This window comes from Mesorhizobium sp. W016, from assembly GCF_054719485.1.
The window spans coordinates 986,457-1,007,400 of sequence record NZ_JBTTIF010000002.1 but is presented as its reverse complement, the minus strand read 5'-3'; the positions used below and the strand labels follow the sequence as shown (position 1 = coordinate 1,007,400).

21 protein-coding genes, 1 tRNA gene and 2 pseudogenes are annotated in these 20,944 nt (G+C 63.3%); 17 read left to right on the top strand and 7 right to left on the bottom strand.

Annotated elements, in window-relative coordinates; translation table 11 throughout:
- The first annotated feature begins 192 nt into the window (after positions 1-192).
- The 4 genes from pheS (at position 193) to ACYG9V_RS05380 (ending at position 4,864) form a co-directional block, all read left to right on the top strand.
- Entirely contained in the window at positions 193-1,245 is a 1,053-nt protein-coding gene (gene pheS, locus ACYG9V_RS05395) for a phenylalanine--tRNA ligase subunit alpha (RefSeq protein ID WP_032891898.1), read from the top strand.
- Positions 1,242-1,688: a GFA family protein gene (locus tag ACYG9V_RS05390; RefSeq protein WP_023681387.1), complete on the top strand. Its 447-nt coding sequence runs from the start codon at positions 1,242-1,244 to the stop codon at positions 1,686-1,688. The genes pheS and ACYG9V_RS05390 overlap by 4 nt, the downstream gene beginning before the upstream one ends.
- A gap of 2 nt (positions 1,689-1,690) precedes the next feature.
- Positions 1,691-4,099 (top strand): phenylalanine--tRNA ligase subunit beta, encoded by a 2,409-nt coding sequence (pheT, locus tag ACYG9V_RS05385; protein ID WP_023681386.1) that lies wholly within the window; start codon positions 1,691-1,693, stop codon positions 4,097-4,099.
- Positions 4,100-4,261: 162 nt separating this feature from the next.
- Positions 4,262-4,864 (top strand): nucleotidyltransferase family protein, encoded by a 603-nt coding sequence (locus ACYG9V_RS05380; protein ID WP_023681385.1) that lies wholly within the window; start codon positions 4,262-4,264, stop codon positions 4,862-4,864.
- Between the two features lie 148 nt (positions 4,865-5,012).
- On the opposite strand, the gene ACYG9V_RS05375 is transcribed toward ACYG9V_RS05380, so the two are convergent.
- A complete protein-coding gene (locus ACYG9V_RS05375; protein ID WP_023744907.1) occupies positions 5,013-6,008 on the bottom strand; it encodes an aldo/keto reductase in 996 nt (331 codons plus the stop codon).
- Between the two features lie 96 nt (positions 6,009-6,104).
- Between ACYG9V_RS05375 and ACYG9V_RS05370 the strand changes: the two are divergent.
- The 4 genes and pseudogenes from ACYG9V_RS05370 to ACYG9V_RS05355 all read left to right on the top strand — a co-directional run bounded on the left by ACYG9V_RS05370 (position 6,105) and on the right by ACYG9V_RS05355 (position 9,432).
- A pseudogene (locus tag ACYG9V_RS05370) lies at positions 6,105-6,994 on the top strand (LysR family transcriptional regulator).
- A gap of 150 nt (positions 6,995-7,144) precedes the next feature.
- On the top strand, positions 7,145-7,723 hold the full coding sequence (locus ACYG9V_RS05365) for a cytochrome b (protein ID WP_352764777.1): 579 nt from the start codon (positions 7,145-7,147) through the stop codon (positions 7,721-7,723).
- 68 nt (positions 7,724-7,791) lie between these two features.
- Positions 7,792-8,367 carry a YceI family protein gene (locus ACYG9V_RS05360; RefSeq protein WP_352764775.1) on the top strand — a complete coding sequence of 192 codons (576 nt, stop codon included), beginning with the start codon at positions 7,792-7,794 and terminating at the stop codon, positions 8,365-8,367.
- Between the two features lie 78 nt (positions 8,368-8,445).
- Positions 8,446-9,432, top strand: a complete 987-nt coding sequence (locus tag ACYG9V_RS05355; RefSeq protein WP_023819907.1) for a Gfo/Idh/MocA family protein — start codon at positions 8,446-8,448, stop codon at positions 9,430-9,432.
- An 85-nt stretch (positions 9,433-9,517) separates the two neighbouring features.
- Here ACYG9V_RS05355 and ACYG9V_RS05350 read toward each other — a convergent pair whose 3' ends face one another.
- The gene (locus tag ACYG9V_RS05350; RefSeq protein WP_352764772.1) at positions 9,518-10,369 is read right to left on the bottom strand and encodes an alpha/beta fold hydrolase; all 852 of its coding nucleotides are present in this window, start codon (positions 10,367-10,369) and stop codon (positions 9,518-9,520) included.
- A 53-nt stretch (positions 10,370-10,422) separates the two neighbouring features.
- Positions 10,423-10,788 (bottom strand): VOC family protein, encoded by a 366-nt coding sequence (locus ACYG9V_RS05345; protein WP_352759395.1) that lies wholly within the window; start codon positions 10,786-10,788, stop codon positions 10,423-10,425.
- 147 nt (positions 10,789-10,935) lie between these two features.
- On the opposite strand from ACYG9V_RS05345, the gene ACYG9V_RS05340 reads away from it, so the two are divergent.
- Positions 10,936-11,244 carry a hypothetical protein gene (locus ACYG9V_RS05340; protein WP_023739767.1) on the top strand — a complete coding sequence of 103 codons (309 nt, stop codon included), beginning with the start codon at positions 10,936-10,938 and terminating at the stop codon, positions 11,242-11,244.
- A gap of 32 nt (positions 11,245-11,276) precedes the next feature.
- Positions 11,277-12,167 carry a sigma-70 family RNA polymerase sigma factor gene (locus tag ACYG9V_RS05335; RefSeq protein ID WP_352518989.1) on the top strand — a complete coding sequence of 297 codons (891 nt, stop codon included), beginning with the start codon at positions 11,277-11,279 and terminating at the stop codon, positions 12,165-12,167.
- A gap of 30 nt (positions 12,168-12,197) precedes the next feature.
- On the opposite strand, the gene ACYG9V_RS05330 is transcribed toward ACYG9V_RS05335, so the two are convergent.
- Positions 12,198-12,926 carry a GntR family transcriptional regulator gene (locus ACYG9V_RS05330; RefSeq protein WP_023834592.1) on the bottom strand — a complete coding sequence of 243 codons (729 nt, stop codon included), beginning with the start codon at positions 12,924-12,926 and terminating at the stop codon, positions 12,198-12,200.
- 134 nt (positions 12,927-13,060) lie between these two features.
- Between ACYG9V_RS05330 and ACYG9V_RS05325 the strand changes: the two genes are divergently transcribed.
- Entirely contained in the window at positions 13,061-13,603 is a 543-nt protein-coding gene (locus ACYG9V_RS05325; RefSeq protein WP_352764768.1) for an autotransporter, read from the top strand.
- 100 nt (positions 13,604-13,703) lie between these two features.
- Here the strand turns inward: ACYG9V_RS05325 and ACYG9V_RS05320 are convergent.
- From ACYG9V_RS05320 to ACYG9V_RS05310, 3 genes and pseudogenes are all read right to left on the bottom strand, one after another.
- A pseudogene (locus ACYG9V_RS05320) lies at positions 13,704-13,868 on the bottom strand (LysR family transcriptional regulator); the annotation flags it as partial.
- 32 nt (positions 13,869-13,900) lie between these two features.
- A tRNA-Arg gene (locus ACYG9V_RS05315) sits at positions 13,901-13,977 on the bottom strand.
- 195 nt (positions 13,978-14,172) lie between these two features.
- Entirely contained in the window at positions 14,173-15,705 is a 1,533-nt protein-coding gene (locus tag ACYG9V_RS05310; protein ID WP_460221919.1) for an ATP-binding protein, read from the bottom strand.
- Between the two features lie 367 nt (positions 15,706-16,072).
- Here ACYG9V_RS05310 and rpmH point away from each other — a divergent pair, with 367 nt between their 5' ends.
- The 6 genes from rpmH (at position 16,073) to yihA (ending at position 20,931) form a co-directional block, all read left to right on the top strand.
- Positions 16,073-16,207 (top strand): 50S ribosomal protein L34, encoded by a 135-nt coding sequence (gene rpmH, locus ACYG9V_RS05305; RefSeq protein WP_008833937.1) that lies wholly within the window; start codon positions 16,073-16,075, stop codon positions 16,205-16,207.
- A 16-nt stretch (positions 16,208-16,223) separates the two neighbouring features.
- Positions 16,224-16,577, top strand: a complete 354-nt coding sequence (gene rnpA / locus ACYG9V_RS05300) for a ribonuclease P protein component (RefSeq protein WP_023672264.1) — start codon at positions 16,224-16,226, stop codon at positions 16,575-16,577.
- 14 nt (positions 16,578-16,591) lie between these two features.
- Positions 16,592-18,406: a membrane protein insertase YidC gene (gene yidC / locus ACYG9V_RS05295; RefSeq protein WP_352764766.1), complete on the top strand. Its 1,815-nt coding sequence runs from the start codon at positions 16,592-16,594 to the stop codon at positions 18,404-18,406.
- Positions 18,407-18,751: 345 nt separating this feature from the next.
- Positions 18,752-19,318 (top strand): fasciclin domain-containing protein, encoded by a 567-nt coding sequence (locus tag ACYG9V_RS05290; protein WP_023673244.1) that lies wholly within the window; start codon positions 18,752-18,754, stop codon positions 19,316-19,318.
- A gap of 318 nt (positions 19,319-19,636) precedes the next feature.
- The gene (locus ACYG9V_RS05285; protein WP_352764765.1) at positions 19,637-20,275 is read left to right on the top strand and encodes a CatB-related O-acetyltransferase; all 639 of its coding nucleotides are present in this window, start codon (positions 19,637-19,639) and stop codon (positions 20,273-20,275) included.
- Positions 20,272-20,931, top strand: coding sequence for a ribosome biogenesis GTP-binding protein YihA/YsxC (gene yihA, locus ACYG9V_RS05280; RefSeq protein ID WP_023741307.1), 660 nt, complete (start codon positions 20,272-20,274; stop codon positions 20,929-20,931). The genes ACYG9V_RS05285 and yihA overlap by 4 nt, the downstream gene beginning before the upstream one ends.
- Positions 20,932-20,944 lie beyond the last annotated feature (13 nt).

Here is a 20,944-nt window from a genome sequence, read left to right as displayed (position 1 = left end):
CCTCCGAGCCCAGCGCTTCCCAGCATTCGCAATTCTGATTGGGGAACCCGCGCTGGCACGGCTGGCGCGGGTTTTTCTTATGGCTGAACTTTCAACTTGAAAGTGACTTTCACCTCAAAGTTGACTCCCAACACAGCGAGTTTGACCGTGAACGACATAGCTACCGGCTTGGATACTCTCGAAAACTCCCTGATGGCCGACGTCGCGTCGGCCGCCGATGAGGCTGCTATCGAAGCCGTGCGCGTCGCGGCTCTCGGCAAAAAGGGGTCGATCTCGGAATTGCTGAAGACACTGGGCGCGATGAGCGCCGAGGAGCGCCAGGTCAAGGGCCCCGCGATCAACGGCCTGAAGAACCGCGTCACCGAAGCGCTGACGACGCGCAAGGCCGAGCTGAAGGATGTGGCGGTCACGGCGCGCCTTGCCGCCGAGACGGTCGACGTGACGCTGCCGGTGCGGCAATCGCCGGCCGAGCGCGGCCGCATCCATCCGATCAGCCAGGTCATCGACGAGATCGCGGCGATCTTCGGCGATCTCGGCTTTGCCATCGCAGAAGGTCCCGATGTCGAGAGCGACTATTACAATTTCACCGCGCTGAATTTCCCCGAAGGGCATCCGGCGCGCGAGATGCACGATACCTTCTTTTTCCAGCCGGACGAAAAGGGCGAGCGCAAGCTGTTGCGCACGCACACCTCGCCGGTACAGATCCGCACCATGGAGAAGCAGAAGCCGCCGATCCGCATCGTCATTCCCGGCAAGACCTACCGGCAGGATTCCGACGCTACCCACTCGCCGATGTTCCATCAGGTCGAGGGGCTGGTGATCGACAAATCGGCCAATGTCGCCAACATGAAGTGGGTGCTGGAAGAATTCTGCAAGGCTTTCTTCGAGGTGCCGCAGGTCAAGATGCGCTTCCGGCCGTCGTTCTTCCCGTTCACCGAGCCAAGCCTCGAGGTCGACATCCAATGCGACCGCTCGCGGCCCGGCGAAGTGCGCTTCGGCGAAGGCTCCGACTGGATGGAGATCCTCGGCTGCGGCATGGTCCACCCCAATGTGCTGCGCGCCGGCGGGCTCGATCCCGACGAATATCAGGGCTTTGCCTGGGGCATGGGAATCGACCGCATCGCCATGCTGAAATACGGCATGCCGGACCTGCGCGCCTTCTTCGACGCCGATGTCCGCTGGCTGTCGCATTACGGTTTCCGGCCGCTCGACATGCCGACGCTGTTCGGAGGTCTTTCCGCATGACGGCGCCGCACGCCGGTGGCTGCCGCTGCGGCGCGGTACGGTTCGAGGCCTCGGTCGAACCGCACCATGTCAGCTATTGCCATTGCGGCGATTGCCGGCGCGCCAGCGGCGCGCCGGTGTCGGCCTTTGTCGGCTTCCTTACCGAGCAGGTGGCTTTCACCGGCAAGGCACTGAAGATGTACGAGAACGGCCCGGTTACACGCTCGTTCTGCGGCATTTGCGGCTCGCCTATCGCCTATGTCGACGAGCGGCTGGAAGACCACATCTATTTCATGCTGGGCGCCATGGACATGCCGGCTTATTTCCGGCCGACGCACCATGCCTATGTGCGCGAGCAGCTGCCCTTCGTGCATATGCCCGACGACTTGCCGCGCCATTTGAAGACAAGCGTGCCCAGACCCGATGGACAAGGTCCGGGCGGGTACAGACAAAACGGAACATAGTGATGAAACTCACCCTTTCCTGGCTCAAGGATCATCTCGACACCGACGCCACGCTCGACGAGATCGTCGAGAGGCTGACCTCGATCGGCCTCGAAGTCGAGCATGTCGACGACAAGGCCGGCCTGAAGCCGTTCGTCATCGCCAAGGTGCTGACGGCGGTGCAGCATCCCGACGCCGACCGGCTGCGGGTGCTGACCGTCGACACCGGCAATGGCGCAGCCCCTGTCCAGGTGGTGTGCGGTGCGCCGAATGCCCGCGCCGGCCTGATCGGCGCCTTCGCCGCGCCCGGCGCCTATGTGCCCGGTATCGACGTGACGCTGACCGTCGGCAAGATCCGCGGCGTCGAGAGCCATGGCATGATGTGTTCCGAGCGCGAGCTGGAGCTGTCGGATGAGCACAATGGCATTATCGACCTGCCGGCCGATGCGCCTGTCGGCACCAGCTTCGCGGCTTACGCGCATCTCGACGATCCGGTGATCGAGATCAATCTGACGCCGAACCGGCCGGATGCGACCAGCATTTACGGCGTCGCCCGGGACCTGGCGGCAAGCGGGCTTGGCCGGCTCAAGACCGCGCCGGTCGAAGCGGTCCCTGGCAAAGGTGAAACGCCGGTCAAGGTGACCATCGAGGCGCCGGAGCTCTGCCCCGGTTTCGCGCTGCGCCTGGTGAAAGGCGTGAAGAACGGGCCGTCGCCGAAATGGCTGCAGCAAAGGCTGATCGCCATCGGCTTGCGCCCGATCAGCGCGCTGGTCGACATCACCAACTACGTCACCTTCGACCGTGGCCGGCCGCTGCATGTGTTCGATGCCAAGAAGGTCGCCGGCAATCTCGTCGTGCGCCGCGCACGCGACGACGAGAAGGTGCTGGCGCTTGACGGGCGCGAATACACGCTGACGCCGCAGATGTGCGTGATCGCCGACGACAATGGCGTCGAATCGATCGCCGGTGTCATGGGCGGCGAGCATTCCGGCTGCGACGAGAACACCACGGACGTGCTGATCGAATCCGCTCTTTGGGATCCGATCACCACGGCCCGCACTGGCCGTACGCTCGGCATCATCACCGATGCCCGTTACCGTTTCGAGCGTGGCGTCGACCCAGAATTCATGGTGCCCGGCGTCGAGCTGGCGACAAAGCTTGTGCTGGAGTTCTGCGGCGGCGAGCCGACGGAAACCGAGGTCGTTGGCTATGCCGGCTACAAGCCTAAGATCGTTTCCTTCCCGATCTCGGAAGTAAAGCGGCTGACCGGCACCGAAGTGCCAAAGGCGGAAAGCCTCGACATCCTTTCGCGCCTCGGCTTCGAGCCGCAGGGCTCGGACGACATCGTCGATGTGGCGGTGCCGTCCTGGCGGCCCGATGTCGATGGCAAAGCCGACCTGGTCGAGGAAGTCATGCGCATTCACGGCGTCGACAACATCGCGCCGCAGCCGCTCGGCGCTCATGAAGCGGTCAATTCCAAGATCCTGACGACGCTGCAGGTGCGCACCCGCATTGCTAAGCGCTCGCTCGCCGTGCGGGGCATGCTGGAGGTTCTCACCTGGTCGTTCATCCCGGCCAAACACGCCGAACTGTTCGGCGGCGGCCAGACGGCGCTGAAGCTCGCCAATCCGATTGCAGCCGACATGTCCGATATGCGGCCCTCGCTGTTGCCCGGCCTGATCGTCGCCGCGCAGCGCAATGCCGACAAGGGCATCGGCGATGTCGCGCTGTTCGAGGTCTCCGGTACCTATGAGGGCGACGGCCCCGACCAGCAGCGGCGCGTTGCGGCCGGTGTGCGCCGCGGCACCGCCAAGCTCGACGGCTCCGGCCGCAGTTGGGCCGGCAATTCCGGTCCGGTCGGCGTATTCGACGCCAAGGCCGACGCGATTGCAGCGCTGGAAGCCTGCGGCGCCCCGGTCGACAGGCTGCAGATCGAGCCAGGCGGTCCGGCCTGGTACCATCCCGGCCGCTCCGGCACGATCAAGCTCGGCCCGAAGACCGTGCTCGGCACGTTCGGCGAATTCCACCCCAAGACGCTGGAGGGGTTGGACGTTTCCGGACCGATCTGCGGTTTCGAGGTCTATATCGACGCCGTGCCGGAACCGAAGGCCAAGCCGACGAAAACCAAGCCGAAGCTCGAGCTGTCCGCCTTCCATGCGGTGAAGCGCGACTTTGCTTTCGTCGTCGACAAGGCGGTCGAGGCCGGTACGCTGGTGCGCGCGGCGCTCGCTGCCGACAAGAAGCTGGTCACCGGCGTTTCGGTGTTCGACGTGTTCGAGGGGGCATCTCTCGGGGCCGCCAAGAAGTCGATTGCCATCGAAGTGTCTATCCAGCCGGTTGAAAAGACGCTCACCGACGAGGATTTCGAGGCGCTGGCCAAGCGCATCGTCGACAATGTCGGCAAGCAAACGGGCGGCATGCTGAGAACGTAGAGCGGCTAACGCCCGCCCTACATATTTCGCCTTCACGCAATTCTTAGGGAAAGCGCGTCTTAGGGAAAGCGCGGCGCGCTTTCCCAGGAAAACCGCTACACACTTTTTCCTGGAATTGCTTCTGAGGATTGCCGGCAGTTGCGAATCGCTCTCCAAAGGGCGATGGACCATCTGCGCTATTCCGGTCTGCCGTTCGAAGCCCAGCGCGAAGCGTTTCTCGCAATGGTGTTGGCGGATGCGCTCGTCAGCGACGCGCTGGAGCGGGCCCGCACGCTGGCGTTGCCGGACTGGCTGGTGGTGTCCGGCGCGCTCTACAACAGCATCTGGAACCATCTGACCGGCAAGCCGCCGGGCTACGGCATCAAGGATGTCGATCTCTTCTACTTCGATGACAGCGACCTGTCCTACGAGGCCGAGGACGCGGTCATCCGCCGGGCGGCGCAGCATTTCGAGGGGCTGGCTCTGCCGGCCGAGGTGCGCAACCAGGCACGGGTGCATCTGTGGTATCCGCAGAAATTCGGCCAGCCCTGCCCGCGCTATACGAGCTCCAGCGAGTCGGTGAGCTATTTCGCCTCGAAGACGCATGCGGTCGGGGTGCGATACGATGCCGACGAGCAGCTTGAGATCGTGGCGCCGTTCGGGCTGGATGACCTCTTCGCGTTTCGCATCACGCCCAACCGGCTGATGGATAACAGGCGCACGCATGAGGCCAAGGGGGCGAGGGCGAAGGCGTGCTGGCCGGAGATTACGGTGGTGCCGTGGTGAGACTTACCCTCCCCGTTGTGGGGAGGGTCGGCTCGCTGTCGCAGCGAGGCGGAGACAGAGAGACGGGGTGGGGGTGCGCCTCACGAGGACCCCCACCCCGATCCGCTTCGCGGATCGACCCTCCCCACAAGGGGGAGGGTAAAGGCACTCACCCATTCACCAGCGCCAACAGCTCCTCCGTATAGCGCTTGCCAACCACCTTGTCCGGCGACAGCGCATCGCCGATCGCCGCGACCTCAGCCGCGCTCAGCTCGATCCCGACCGCCGCCGTGTTCTGCTCGAGATGGCGTATCTTTCTTGCGCCGGGGATCGGCACGATGAAGTCGCCCTGGTGCAGCACCCAGGCCAGCGCCAGCTGGGCCGAGGTGACGCCTTTTTCCACCGCCAGCTTTTCCAGCGTCGCAATGACCTTGGCGTTTGCCGCCATGGCGTCGGCCTGGAAACGCGGCAAGGTGCGGCGCCAGTCGTCGTCGCTGAGGGCCTCGGGCTTGGCGATGGTGCCGGTGAGCAGGCCGCGACCGAGCGGGCTGTAGGGGACGAAGCCGATGCCGAGTTCGCGGCAGACATCGAACACTTCGTCTTCGGGGTCGCGGCTCCAAAGCGAGTACTCACTCTGCACGGCAGCGATCGGATGCACGGCGTGCGCCCGGCGGATGGTGGCGGCACTGACCTCCGACAGGCCCAGCGCCCGCACCTTGCCATCGCGCACCAGCTCGGCCATGGCACCGACCGTGTCCTCTATCGGCACGTCGGGATCGACGCGGTGCTGGTAGTAGAGGTCGATAACATCGGTATCGAGCCGCTTCAGCGAGGCTTCGGCCACCGCCTTGACGTGCTCCGGGCGGCTATCGACGCCGACCATGCGTTCGAGGCCTGAGCCTTCCTCGGAAATCTTGAAGCCGAATTTGGTGGCGATCGTCACCCTGTCGCGCACCGGCTTCAACGCCTTGCCGAGAAGGATCTCGTTCTCAAAGGGACCATAGACTTCGGCGGTGTCGAAAAACGTCACGCCGATCTCGACAGCGCGGCGCAGCGTGGCGATTGCGTCAACCTCGGCCTGACCGCCATATGCGAAGCTCATGCCCATGCAGCCGAGGCCGACGGGGAAGACTTCGAGTTCAGTACCAAGTTTGCGGGTTTTCATGGCGCATCTCCTTGTTGCGATGAAACAGAGATAGCGCATAGCTTTACGTTCGATAATTGGCTGTCATTCGCACGGGCTGTTCTATAAAATAGAGCAATGAACCGAGCGCATCTTTCTCAACTCGCTGTACTGGCAACAGTCGCCCAATGCGGTAGTTTTCGCGGCGCGGCGCGCGAACTGGCCATCGCGCCCTCGGCAGTGAGCCATGCCGTGTCCAGCCTGGAGGCGCGGCTCGGCGTGCGGCTTTTGGCGCGCAGCACCCGCAGCGTGGCACCAACGGAGGAGGGCGCGCAGCTGCTCGAACGGCTGCGGCCGGCGCTGTCCGAGATCGATCTGGCGCTGGAAACGGCGATCGAGGCGCGCGACCGGCCGGCCGGGAACCTGCGGCTGACCGTGCCGCGCACCGCGGCCCACCTGGCATTGAGCCCAGGCTCGGCGGCTTTGCCGCGGCCTATCCTGACATCGTGCTGGAAATCGTCATCGAGGATCGCTTCACCGACGTCGTCGAAGGCGGCTTCGATGCCGGCGTGCGGCTCGGTGAGAGCCTGCAGCGCGACATGATCGCGGTGCGCATCGGACCGGACCTTCGCGGCGCCGTGGTCGGCGCGCCAACCTATTTCGCGACCATGCCAAGACCCCGCCATCCGCGCGATCTTGCCGACCACCGCTGCATCCGCTTCCGTTTTTCCAGCGGCATTCTTTACCGCTGGGAATTCGAGAAGGATGACGAAGAGATCGAGATCGCGGCGCAAGGGCCGCTGATCCTCGACGAAGACCATCTGATCGCCCAGGCGGCGGTCGACGGCGCAGGGCTCGCCTTCGTCTTCGACGATTATGTGCGCGCACCGCTCGCCGACGGCCGCTTGATCCGCGTGCTGGAAGACTGGTGTCCGCCCTTCGACGGTTTCTTCGCCTACTACCCCAGCCGCCGCCAGATGCGCCCGGCGCTGCGGGCGTTTGTGGATTTCTTCAAGGTCGGTGCTTAGCCACCTCCCCCTTGTGGGGAGGGTCGATCCGCGTAGCGGATCGGGGTGGGGGTCTTCGTAGGGCGCTACCCCCCACCCCGTCGCTTCGCGCCGACCCTCCCCACAAGGGGGAGGGTGGAAGAAAGCCCAGCTGCCATTCGTTCACCAACCATGCCGCCATTCATCACCAACAACTCAACCCGCTACGGCTGGGCGGCGATCGTCCTCCACTGGCTGATCGGCATCCTGTTCATCGGCCAGTTCATGCTCGGCTTCATCATGGGGCGGTTGACCAGCCAGCGCACCGCCTTCGAGCTGATCCAGCTGCACAAATCCTTCGGCTTCCTGCTGCTCGGCCTCCTCATCCTGCGCATTGCCTGGCGGCTCGGCAATGCGGCCCCGGCCTTGCCGGCCTCGGTCGGAGGCCTGGAGCGTCGGACGGCGCCGCTGGCGCATCTGGCACTTTATGGCTTCCAGCTCGCGGTGCCGCTGTCCGGCTGGGCACTGGTTTCGGTGTCGATGCTGGAGATACCCAGCATGCCGTTCAACCTTTTCGTGATGCCGAACCTGCCGCTCGGCGTGTCCGATGCGGCGGAAAACTTCTGGGCGGTAGCACACTGGTATCTCGCCTATGCCGGCATTGCCTTGGTTGCGCTGCATGCGCTGGCGGCGCTGCGGCATCATTTCTGGCTGCGCGACGGCGTGCTCACGCGCATGATCACGCCTTCGTCAGATCAGGACATGGAATAGCGCGCGCCGCGCATTCGTTCATTGGAGTGAGGGCGCAACACTTCGCCTGCCCCAGAAGGACAAAACCCATGTATGCGCGCATCTTCGGATTGGCGGCTGTTGCCGCTTGCCTTGCCATGCCTGTCTCCGCCGCTGTGGACCTCGGCGACGCTGCCGGCAGCTACACGGTCAACCCGGCCAGCTCCAGCATTCGCTTCTCCATCGGCAAGGTCGGTGGCGGCGGCCTCGACGGCGCCTTTGGCCGCTTCAAGGGCTCCATCCGCATCGACAACAGCAATGTCGGCCGTTCCGCGGTCAACTTCACCATCTATCCCGAAAGCGTCGGCACCGGCCAGGGCCGCATCGATGCCTTCCTGCGCTCCGATGCGGTGTTCGACGTCGCCAACAGCCCCGAAATCCAGTTCCGCTCGACCAGCGTCACCCGCACCAGCGACACCACGGCGCTGGTCAGCGGCCGGCTGACGGCGCGCGGCAAGACGTTTGCGGAAAAGTTCACTGCCGAGCTCGGCGGGCTGAAGGGTGGCGTCATTACGTTCCACGTCACCGGCAAGGTGCTGCGCTCCCGCTACGGCATGGATGTCGGCACGCCGATCTATTCGAATATTGTCGATTTCGACATGACGCTGACGGGCAAGCGAGGCTAGCAGGACCAGCGATCCGCATTGGCTTTTCCCGCAATTTCGGGCAAACCTCCTCGCCTGTAAATCGATAGGAGAAGCCTGATGTTCCGATGGGGTGTTTTGTCGACGGCCAAGATCGGCCGCGAGCAATTGTTGCCGGCAATCGTCGAGGCCGAGAATGGCGTTTTGTCCGCGATCGCCAGCCGCGACCTGTCGAAGGCCGAGGCCCTGGGCGAGCGGTTCGGCGCCAGGCATGCCTTTGGTTCGTATGAGGAGCTGCTCGCTTCGAAAGACGTCGACGGCGTCTACATCCCGCTGCCGACCTCGCAGCATGTCGAATGGACGGCCAAGGCCATCGAAGCGGGAAAACATGTGCTGGTGGAGAAGCCGCTGGCGCTCGACGCCAAGGACATCGCGCCGCTGATCAAGCTGCGCGACAGCAAGAAGGTGCTGGTCTGCGAGGCCTTCATGGTCATCTACCACCCGCAATGGATCAAGGTGCGCGATCTCATCGCCGATGGCGCCATCGGCCGGCTGCGCCATGTGCAGGGCGCCTTCTCCTATTACAATGTCGATCCCACCAACATGCGCAACCAGCTCGATCTCGGCGGCGGCGCGCTGCCTGATATCGGCGTCTATCCGACGGTGTCGACGCGGTTTTCGAGCGGCAAGGAGCCGCTGCGCGTGCAGGCGACGATCGAGCGCGACAAGAAATTCGGCACCGACATCTATTCCTCGATCCGCGCCGATTTCGGCGATTTCGAACTGTCCTTCTATCTGTCGACGCAGATGGCGGCGCGGCAGGTGATGGTGTTCCACGGCGAGAAGGGTTTCATCGAGGTGTTCTCGCCGTTCAATGCCGGGCTCTACGACCATCACCGCATCGAATTGCACAACCAGAACCACACCGAGGCGCAGGTGTTCCGCTTTCCCGGCACGCAACAGTACCGGCGCGAGGTCGAGACGTTTGCCAGGGCGGCACAGGGCGGCAAGGAGCGTATCTTCACGCTGGAGGAGTCCGTACTCAACCAGAAGGTCATCGACGCCATCTTCCGCGCCGGTGCCAAGGAAGGCTGGGAGGCCGTCTGATACACCAATCTTAGCCGGTAATTTCATGGGAGAAGGGCGTCCGCATTGTGCATGCGGACGCTCCTTTCCTATTGGACTGACGATCTCACGCGCCTCTGAGCGTCAGGTGCAAGGTCTCGGCGAAGCGATCGGGATAGGGCGCAAAGCCCATATGGTCGCCGGGGAAGGCGGCGCGCTTGCTGCCGAGCCTGTCGGCCAGCGCCTTGCCCATGCCGTCGATCGGCTGGCCGATGGACTCTTCGCCGATGCCGACCACGACCGGGCGGCCGCGCAGCGCCTCGATATCAGGACGGTAGAGCGACAGCGGCATGACACCATGCGCCAGCCAGTATTCGAAATTGCCGCTGACCCTGGCAAAGGTCTCGGCCTCCTCGGGCGACGGTTCGAACGAAGGCGGTCCGTCCTGCGGCCCGGCTTCATCCTGACCCGGCCCTTCCGACAGGCTGTTCTCGCTGAAGAATTTCTGCATCGCCGCCTCGACACCCTGGCTGCGATAGGTGTCGTGCAGGTCGCGCATGCCGGCCAGTGACGGCGACGGGTCGTCGAGCAGCATCATGCTGGGCGGCTCATGCGCCACCAGTGCACGAACCCGGCCGGGATGGCGGGCGGCGAGGTTGAGCCCGATCTGGGCGCCGCCGCTGGTGCCGAACACATAGGCCGGTCCGGCGCCAAGCGCCTCGATCAATCGCGCGGCATCGTCGCCATGGACATCGAGGTCCTGCTCTTGCGGCTCTCCGTCGAAGGTGCTGCGCGAATTGCCGCGCGGATCATAGGCGACCACCGTGTAGCGGTCGGCGAGGTGGCCCGCGACATCGGCGAAGACGCCGGCGTCCTGCGGTCCGCCGGGGATTATCAACAGTACGGGGCCGGAACCGCGCATCTCATAATAATAGAGGCTGGCGCCCGGTACTTTCAGCGTCGACGTTTGGGGGGTCATGTCCATCTCTCCTGTTGTTCTCATGTCAAAGTTCGGCTTTGCGCCGGGTCCGATCATTTGCTGGCGACAACCATGCGGTTGCCCTCGCTGTCGCGGAATTCGGCGACCGTGCGGCCCGGCTGCCAAGGCGCTTCCTGCGGCTCGGTGATGATTTCGACGCCGCGCGCCTTCAGGCCCGCGACCGTTGCCTCGACATCGCCATCAACGAGCACCAGCACGGGCTCAGTGCCCGGCGTGTCATCGGGGCGTTTGACGAAATGCAAATTGGTGACGGCGCCGGGAAATGTCAGCTCGATCCAGCGCCAGCCGCTGTCGCCCATCAGCTGGTCCGCCGCCACCTGGCAAGCAAGATGTCCGGTGTAGAAGGCCTTGGCGCGGTCCTGGTCGAACACCGGCAATTCGGCAAACTGGATGTGCATGATGGGTCTCTCCTGCTCCTGGACGGCTGCCGCGCAGCCGTCGACGGGAAAGACGATCCGGACGATCGAAAAGATTCGCCGGGCGACGAATCTTTTCGAGGCCGCGAAACGTCTTCTCTGTGCAGAGTTGAAAAACAGGAGACGACAATGGGCTACAATCTCATCCGCTACGGCGTGAGGGACGAAAGCATCGCCGAGAACCGTATGCTGGTTGCACAGGTGTTCGAGGCGCTCGACGACACGAAACCGCAATCCGTGCGCTACCTCGTCCTGGAACTGGAGAATGGCGAGTTCATCCATCTTGTCAGCCAGGATGGCGACGGCCTGACCGGGCTCGCAGCCTTCAAGGCCTTCAGCGCCGATCATGCCGGGCGCCGCTCGACGCCGCTTGCCAGATCGCCGGCAAAGATCGTCGGCAATTATCGTATGCTGGCCGGCGAGGTCGTGCCGGCTTGAATGCAAAGACCGGCATCTTGGGAACGGACAGGATGAACACAGCAAAACTCGACCGCGTGGCCCTGGAGGCGATGCTCGGCTCCTTGCGACCGAAGCTGCACCGCTACTGCGCCCGCATGGCCGGCTCGGTGATCGATGGCGAGGACATCGTCCAGGAGACACTGATCAAGGCACTGCAGGCCATCGACGGCGACGCCGCCGTCGAGCGTCCGGAGCAATGGCTGTTCCGCATAGCCCACAATGCCGCGCAGGATCATCTGCGCCGGCGCCAGCGGGAGCAGGCGCGCATGAGCGAGACCGACATGACGACGATCGAAGACCCCTCCGCAAGCGCCGATGCGAGGCTCGCCACCGCCGCCAGCCTGCGAAGCTTCATGCAGCTGGCAACAGTGCAGCGCAGCGCCGTGATCCTTGTCGACGTGCTTGGCCTCAGCCTGCACGAAACCTGCGAAGTGTCCGGCGCGACACTGGCCGCGACCAAGGCGGCGCTGCATCGCGGGCGGTCGCAGCTGCGCCTGCTGGCCTCACAGGAGGAGCAAGCGCCTGCCCCAAAACTTGACATCAACGACGAGCGGCGCCTGCGCCGCTATGTCGACCTGTTCAACGCGCGCGACTTCGACGCCGTGCGCGCGTTGATCGCCGAGGATATCCAGCTTGAAGTCGTCAACCGCACCCGCATGCGCGGCAAAGCGCAGGTTTCCAACTATTTCGGCAATTACGACCGTGTCCAGGATTGGGCGCTGTCGCTCGGCTTCGTCGACGGCAGGCCGGCCATCCTGATCCGCAACCCGCAAGCGGGAGATGACGCCGTGCGCGGCTTCATGCTGGTCGACTGGCAGGATGGAAAGGTCAGCCATATCCGCGATTTCCGCTACGCGCCCTATTGCCTTGCCGATGCGGACATCCGCTTCATCGACGGGTAAGCATCGGCCAGAGAGCGCAGGCTTCGCGCCTCAGGCGAAGCTTTGCAAATTGGCGTCCTGCAGCTTGGAGCCGGCGAGCAAGGTCTCGAGCACCTGCTTCTTGAGCGACAGGCACTGCGAGCGGGCAAGCTTTGCGATGGCCGAGACCTCGGCCAGCTCGCAGGCAAGCACCAACTCCTTCTGCTGGCCGATGATCGCTTGCGTGAAGTCGCGCGATTTGAAGCCGAGATGGAGGACACGCTCCGACTGGTCGAGCGTTTGGTCGAGCAGGCGAACCAGCCGCAGATTGCCGGAGAGTTCGGCCAGGGCCAGGCGAAAGGCGCGGTCGGCCGCCAGAAAGGCGACATGGCTGCGCAGCGTCTCCGGCTTCAGCACCTTCTGCGCCGCCAGCCTGATGTCGTCGAGCCCGCGTTCGGTGAGGTTTGCCGCGGCCACCCGGAACACTTCCGGTTCGATCAGGCTGCGGACGTCGAAGATCTCGTTGACGTCGCGCAGGCTAAGCGGTGCGATGACATAGCCGCGGCGCGGCTCGCTCTTGATCAGCCCTTCCTGCGTCAGGCGGGCCAAAGCCGAGCGGATCGTCGCCTTCCTGATCTGGTAGCGGTCGCCGATCTGCTTTTCGGTCAGGCTTTCGCCGGGTTGCAGGACGCAGGCGACGATGTCGCTCTTCAGCTGCTCATAAGCTTCCTCGCTGCGCAATATGTCGGCGGTCGACGGCGCCTTGACGGCGGACGGTGACACTGATTTCGGAAGAGCCATATCTGCCTGCCCGTTTGGTCTGCCCGCGTAGTCTGCTTGCCCGTTTCGACCATCCGGTTGACGGGTCTGCCGGCATTCGCTAGCCTGAGCATCTCAGTTGTATTGGTTGAGCTTCCCAATGGAGATGGCGACAAATGCCTCTTGCCGCCAACTCGCCTCTTTACGCCGTAACCGCCGATATCGTCAACGCAGCCAAAGGTGCTCATGCCTTCGAACGGGTCAAGGCGGTGCTGCGCGAACACACCGATCGCTTCCATGCATCAGGCGTGCTCGCGCATGAGGAAGACGACGATGAGGTGCTGCTGCATGCCAGCCCTGACTTGACCATCTACCACATCACGCTGTCGCCCGGCCTGCAGTACCCGCCGCACAACCATCTGATGGATGCGCTGATCGGCATCTACAAGGGCAGCGAGACGAACTTCATCTATCCCGTCAACGGCAGCGAGATCGATGCGCCGGAACGCCACGACATCGCGGCGCCCGCGGTGGTGCACATGACCCCTGATACCGTGCATGCGGTGGCCAACACCGGCAGCGCCCGCTCGGGCGCACTGCATGTCTATCTCGGCAATCTGACGGAGACCCACCGCCACATGTGGAGCCCGGACAGCACCCACGCCGAGCCGTTCGACAATGAGCGGTATCTGGCTGGAGCGAGGCCTATTGGGCCCTGATCCGGGAAAGGCGGAAGAAAAGTGAGCGTGCTGCGCGGCGGCGTGAATGAGCATTCAGCGTCGCTGCGCCCAGATAACGGTCGCCGCGTACTCTCCCGTTTCAAGAACATCGCAGCGCGTTTATAGCGCAGTCAGGCTGACGACTGGGGTAATAAATGAAGAAGCCCGGAATAGGCGGCGTCCAGTTCTCCAGCACTCGGATGAGGCGGTGCTCGGCAACGTGTTCCGCGACCTGCTCTTCATATGCGAGCCCAAGACCGGCTAGCGGATCGCAGGAAATCGCAGATTCGGCAGAAATGGCGCGCCCGAAGAGATTCGAACTCCTGACCCCCAGATTCGTAGTCTGGTGCTCTATCCAGCTGAGCTACGGGCGCGCAACAGGCCATGCTTTACATAGCCCCGCTAACCGATCCTGACGACCGGCCGCGACAAGACGTGTTCCCTAGCGACTGAATTTCCGAAAAGCAAGCCAATCCGGCAAAAGTTTTGTCGCAGCTGCTTTCGACGGTGCCGATCAAGGTGTGCTGAGATTCAGCTCAGTCCGGCTTCGGCTGAATATCAAATACAGCTCAGGCCGGGCGGCGCAGGCCGCTGCGGGCCTGGTCGAGGCGGACCGGCTGGTCGGGGATGGTGACGGCGAAGGTGGTGCGTCCGCCGATCAATTCGACCAGCTCCACCGTGCCGCCATGGGCGCGGATCAGTTCGTGCGCGATGGCCAGGCCAAGGCCGGTGCCGCCGCTGCGGGCCGAGCCGCGAAACGCCGCGAACAGGTTTTCTCGCGCTTTCGCCGGCAGGCCGGGACCGGTGTCGGTGACAATGATGCGGCTTACGCTGCCTATGCGCTCGGCCGATACGGCGAGCCGGCGCACCAGCGCGCTCTCGGCGTCGGCCGCCATCGCCTGCACCGCATTGCGGCACAGATTGGTGAGCACGCGAAACAGCTGGTCGGAATCGGCATCGACCTCGAAAGCGAGCTCGACGGCATTGACGAACTCGATGCCATCTTCGATGTCGAGCAGGCCGTGGACGTCGTCGACCAGCTGGCGCAGCCGCAAGCGGCGGCGTGAGGGCGCCGGCTCCTGCGTGCGACCATAGTGGAGCACGCCTTCGGAATAGGAGACGGCTCGGTCGAGCGCGCGCAACAGCTTTGGCGCGAAGGCCTGCACCGTCGGGTCCTTGACCAGGCGCAAGCGGTCCGACATCAGCTGCGCCGAGGCCAGGATGTTGCGCATGTCGTGGTTGATCTTGGAGACGGCGAGGCCAAGGTCGGCAAGGTGCTTCTGCTCCGACAGCATCTTTTGCAGCCGTTCCTGCATCTGCGACAGTTCGCGCTCGGCAACGCCGATCTCGTCGGCACGGGCGGCCGGGTGGATGATGCGCCCTGGATCGTCGGGCGCCTCGGAAAAGGACAGCATCGAGCGCGTCATGGTGCGGATCGGGCCGATCATGATCAGGTCGATCGCGGCATAGACCAGCATTGCGGTGAACAGCGAGATCAGCAGCGAGACGAAGGCGACGTTGCGCGAATAGCGCAGCATGGCGTTGCGCAGGGAATAGTCGGGCATGATCAGCTCGAATTCCTTGTCGCTGTCGCCGACGGGGCCGAACACCCGCAGCATGCGCTTGCCGCCGAAGAACAGCGTATCCAGCGCCCCGGTCATGCCCTTGATCATGCCGACATTGGCGATGTCGATATGCTCGTCGACCTGCGGCGGCATCTCGGCCACCACCAGCAGGCGCGATACGCCGCCGTCGCGCACCGCGATCGCCTTGGCGCCGATTGCCATCAGCACGTCGTTCTGGGCGGCGCGGGAGAGCGAATTGGGCTCGCCCTGCACCAGCACGATCGACACCGCGGCAGCGGTGCTTAGCCGCTCCTTCAGCCAGGCCAGGCGGTAGCTGGCGATCCAGGGCAGGAAAATGAGGACTTCGGCCAGGAGCACGAAGACAATGGTGAGCAAGAGCAGCTTGGTCGACAGGCCGCGCGCCAAGGGCACTGAACGATTGGGCACCGAACGGCTCGCAACCGGGCGAACGGTCGCCGGGCTGGCATCGGCTGTCGCCGGGCCGCTCCCTTCATCCGCTGATGCAACTTCGCTCATTAAGGCCTGTCTTCACAAACGCTTGATCGGTTGAGATTAGGCGATTGCGGCTTTTTTGCCAATTTCATCCTTCGTTGGACGATGGTGCCAGCAATAAAGATAGCCTCGAACTGGGTGTTCGCGCCGCGACGAACGGGGTGTCGCGTCGTGACGAACTGGCAGTTCGCACTGCGACGAACTGGCGTTCGCGCTGCGACGAACTCATAGTTCGCGCTGGATTGACTCCCAAAACCCTTCTTTCTATAAGCCGCTCACGCTCGGGCCATTCGTCCCGGCGCGGTTTCGATCGCGCCAATGCCGGCCCGGCAAAGCTCCTGTTACACAGTGACAGAATCAAGAAGGGCCGCACCCCGCGGTATTAAAACAAATGAAGCGTACCTACCAACCGTCCAAACTCGTCCGCAAACGCCGGCACGGTTTCCGTGCTCGCATGGCCACCAAGGGTGGTCGCGGCGTCGTCGCAGCTCGCCGCAACCGCGGCCGCAAGCGGCTCAGCGCCTGAACGGAAGACGAGATCGTTGCCCGCAACCGGCAAGCCAGTGGGACCAAACCCCAAGCGGCTTCTGAAACGTGCGGAATTCCTGGCCGTCCGCCGCGGTGAAAAGCGGCGCGGGCGGCTTTTTCTCGTCGAAGTTCTCGACCGCAATGACGGCCTGCCGCCGCGCGTCGGCTTCACCGTCACCAAGAAGGTCGGCAATGCGGTTGTCCGCAACCGCGTCAGGCGGCGGCTGAAAGAAGCCGTGCGCACCCATGCCGCAAGTGACATGGCGCCCGGCAATGACTATGTCATCGTCGGGCGTGAAGACGTGCTCACCATTCCGTTCGGCCAGTTGAAGGCCGAACTCTCCCGCCGTCTCAGCGGAACACGATAGGCCAAGGGCTTTCGATGGAAAACAACCGGAACTTCTACATCACCATCGTCTTGTCGGTGCTGATCCTCGGGCTGTGGCAATATTTTTATGTGCTGCCGCGCAGCGAACAGCAGCGCGAGGCGGCCCGCATCGAAGAGCAGCGGGCGGCGGAGCAGAAGAAGGCGGCCGAGGCCGCCAATCCCGGCGGCACGACGGCGCCCGCGGCGCCCGGCGCCATTCCAAACGCGCCCGGCACCTATGTCACCACGCCGGAAGGCCGCGCGCAGGAAGTGGCCAAGACGGCCCGCGTCAACATCGACACGCCGAGCCTGTCGGGCTCGATCAACCTCACCGGCGCCCGCCTCGACGACCTAAAGCTCAAGCACTACACCGAGACGGTCGACAAGACATCGCCGCAGATCCAGCTGCTCAATCCGCAGGCGCTGCCCACCGGCTATTATGCCGAGATCGGCTTTGTCGGCAGCGACACGACCGGCACGGTGCCGGGCCCGGAAACGGTCTGGAGCGTCGACGGCAATGCGACGCTGACGCCGGCGACGCCAGTGACGCTGACCTTCACCAACGACAAGGGCCTGACCTTCAAGCGCACGATCTCCGTCGACGGCGACTACATGTTCACCGTTTCCGATGCGGTGCAGAATTCAGGCTCGACCCCCGTCACGCTGTCCAATTACGGCCGCGTCATCCGTTTCGACAAGCCGGCCATTGCCAGCTCCTATGTGCTGCATGAAGGCCTGATCGGCGTCACGGGAACCGAAGGCCTGCAGGAGCACAAATACGCCGACATCGAGAAGAACAAGCTCTATACGCCGAGCAAATCGACCGATGGCTGGCTTGGCATCACCGACAAATATTGGGCGGTCACCCTGGTGCCGACCGAGAAGCAGCCCTTCCAGCCGCACTATGCCTATTACGACAATGGCCGCCCGCGCTACCAGTCGGACTTCCTCACCGACCCGATCACCATTGCCGCCGGCCAGTCGGCGACGGTGGAGACCGAGATCTTCGCCGGCGCCAAGGAAGTCAACAAGATCAACGCCTACGCCCAGGACCGGCAGATCAGGCTGTTCGACCGGCTGATCGATTGGGGGTGGTTCATCTGGATCACCAAGCCGATGTTCTACCTGATCGACACGCTGTACAAATTCTTCGGCAATTTCGGCCTGGCCATCCTTGCCACCACGGTCGTCGTCAAAACCCTCTTCTTCCCGCTCGCCAACAAATCCTATGCGTCGATGGCGAACATGAAGAAGGTGCAGCCCAAGATGCTCGAGATCCGCGAGAAATACGCGGACGACAAGATGAAGCAGCAACAGGCGATGATGGAGCTGTACAAGACCGAGAAGATCAATCCGCTCGCCGGCTGCTGGCCGGTGGCGCTGCAGATCCCGGTGTTCTTCTCGCTCTACAAGGTGCTCTACATCACCATCGAGATGCGGCACGCGCCGTTCTTCGGCTGGATCCAGGATTTGGCCGCGCCCGATCCGACCTCGGTCTTCAACCTGTTCGGCCTGCTGCCCTTCGCGCCACCGGCATTCCTGCCGCATATGGGCGCCTGGGCGGTGGTCATGGGCATCACCATGTTCCTGCAGATGCGCATGAACCCGACGCCGCCGGATCCGACGCAGGCGCAGATCTTCACCTGGATGCCGGTGATCTTCACCTTCATGATGGGCAGCTTCCCGGCCGGCCTCGTCATCTACTGGGCCTGGAACAACACGCTGTCGATCCTGCAGCAGGGCGTGATCATGAAGCGCCAGGGCGCCAAGATCGAATTGTGGGACAATCTGACGGCATTGTTCCGAAAGAAACCCTCGCCGGCTGAATAGAAGGCGCTATTCCGGCAATCAAAGCCCCGGCTCGTCCGGGGTTTTTTTGGACGAGGCGCGCATCACGTTCCCGTGAGGCGCGAAACTTGCGGCGTGCAACCGGCGTGGCTGCTGCTTGTACCGCCAAGGCCGATCAACACCGATCAGCTCTAATCCGAAGACCGCTGTTTTTGATCCGTGACCCCGTCATGTCCATCGCGGGGATGCGGCGCGTGGAATGGGCATTCGCCTTTAAGTATTTGTTATCATTATCGTTTTTTACTCTGCACCGAAACTTTCCCGCAATCGCCGCGTAACTCTTCCCGACAATCGAATCAACAATTGTCGCACCAGAAGGGTTCTCCAATGGCAAAGTCCATCCTCAAGGCATTCTGCTTTTCCGCCGGCCTGGCTCTATCGGGCCTCGCAGCTACGACGGCCTATACGCTCGCCAATCCCGCCGTTGGCGGCGCTGCGATGCTGACCTCGAAGAACATCGTCGAGAACGCCCTCAACTCGCCGATCCACAAGACGCTGGTTGCCGCCGTCAAGGCCGCCGGCCTGGTCGACACGCTGGAAAGCGCGGGACCCTTCACGGTGTTTGCGCCGACCGATTCCGCCTTTAAGAAACTGCCGGCCGGCACCGTCGCCACGCTGGTGAAGCCCGAAAATAAGGACAAGCTGACCAAGATCCTGACCGCCCATGTCGTGGCCGGCAAGATCTCCGCCAAGGATATGATGACCAAGGCCAAGGCGATGGGTGGCAAGTATGAAATGAAGACCGTCAGCGGCGACACGCTGATCGCCGAGGTAAAAAAAGGCGCGCTTTATATCGTCGACGAATCCGGCGGCGCCGCCAAGGTAACGGTCGCCGACGTCAACCAGTCGAACGGCGTCATCCACGTCGTCAACAAGGTGCTGTTGCCGAAGTAACGGTTTTAGGCAACGGCGAATGACGGCGGGCTGCGACGGGCTTTCTCGGTCTGCCTTCCCCACCTCACGGCGAGGTGCCATTCTTTTGAAGCCGTCTTCGACACCACCGGGGTCCTGCTTGTCCTTCGCAGGGCCCCGTTTTTCGTTTCAGGGCGCCTTAGGCGACTGCGCTGCGGTCGACCTGATCGTGATCTGCCGCGGCACCAAGTGAACATCGAAGCCCAGCAGGGCTCGCTCATCGGGCGATTGGTGCTATAGGGCGGATCACGCCATCTAGAATGGCGGCTTTAATTTGCGCCACTCTCGACGGATCTCGCCATGGACGGACCCAACCCAGACATCAAACACCCGATCCCGATGCACACCCGCGTCGGCTTCCTCAAGCCCCTGGTCACCGCGCCGAATATCGAGATCGGCGAGTTCACCTACTATGACGATCCTGACGGACCGGACAAATTCGCCGAGCGATGCGTGCTGCATCATTATCCCTTCATCGGCGACAAGCTGATCATCGGCAAGTTCTGCGCCATCGCGGAGGGCGCGCGCTTCATCATGAACGGCGCCAACCATGCCATGTCCGGCTTTTCCACCTATCCGTTCAACATTTTCGGTCATGGCTGGGAGCAAGGCTTCGACCCGAAGACGTGGTCACAGGAACTGCGCGGCGACACGGTGGTCGGCAATGATGTATGGATCGGCATGGATGCGGTGATCATGCCCGGCGTGTCGGTCGGCAATGGCGCCATCGTGGCGGCGAAATCGGTGGTGACGCATGACGTGCCGGACTATGCGATCGTCGCCGGCAATGCGGCAAAGGTGGTGAAGATGCGTTTCGACGACAGGACGGTCAGGCGACTGCTTTCCGCGGCGTGGTGGAATTGGCCCGTGGACAAGATCGGCCGCAACCTCAACGCCATCCGAGGCGCCGATATTTCCAGGCTGGAGGCAGCAATTTGAACGCGTTGGGCAACGCCGTCATCGGAACCGACCTGTTCACCAAGGGGTGGATCTTCATCCGCGGCGTGCCGGCGATGAAGTTCCTGCCGCCGGAGGGGCCGCCGGAGATCGCCTTTGCCGGCCGCTCCAATGTCGGCAAGTCGTCGCTGATCAATGCGCTGGTCGGCCATAACGGGCTGGCGCGCACCTCCAACACGCCGGGCCGCACGCAGGAGCTCAACTATTTCGTGCCGGGCGGGTTTTCCGGCGAAGGCACCGACTTGCCGCCAATGGCGCTGGTCGACATGCCGGGCTACGGCTATGCCAGCGCGCCGAAGGAAAAGGTGGACGATTGGACCAAGCTGGTCTTCGACTATCTCAAGGGCCGCGTGACGCTGAAGCGGGTCTATGTGCTGATCGATTCCCGCCATGGCATCAAAGCCAAGGACGACGAAGTGCTGTCGCTGCTCGACAAGGCGGCGGTGTCCTACCAGATCGTGCTGACCAAGACCGACAAGATCAAGGCCGCCGGCGTGCCGCAGCTGATCGAAGAGACATTACTGAAGATCAAGAAGCGGCCGGCGGCGTTTCCGTTCGTGCTCGCCACGTCGTCGGAAAAGGGCGAGGGTCTGGACGAACTGCGCGCGGCGATCGTGCTGGCGGCCAATGGCGGTTAAAAGCAACTCCGGG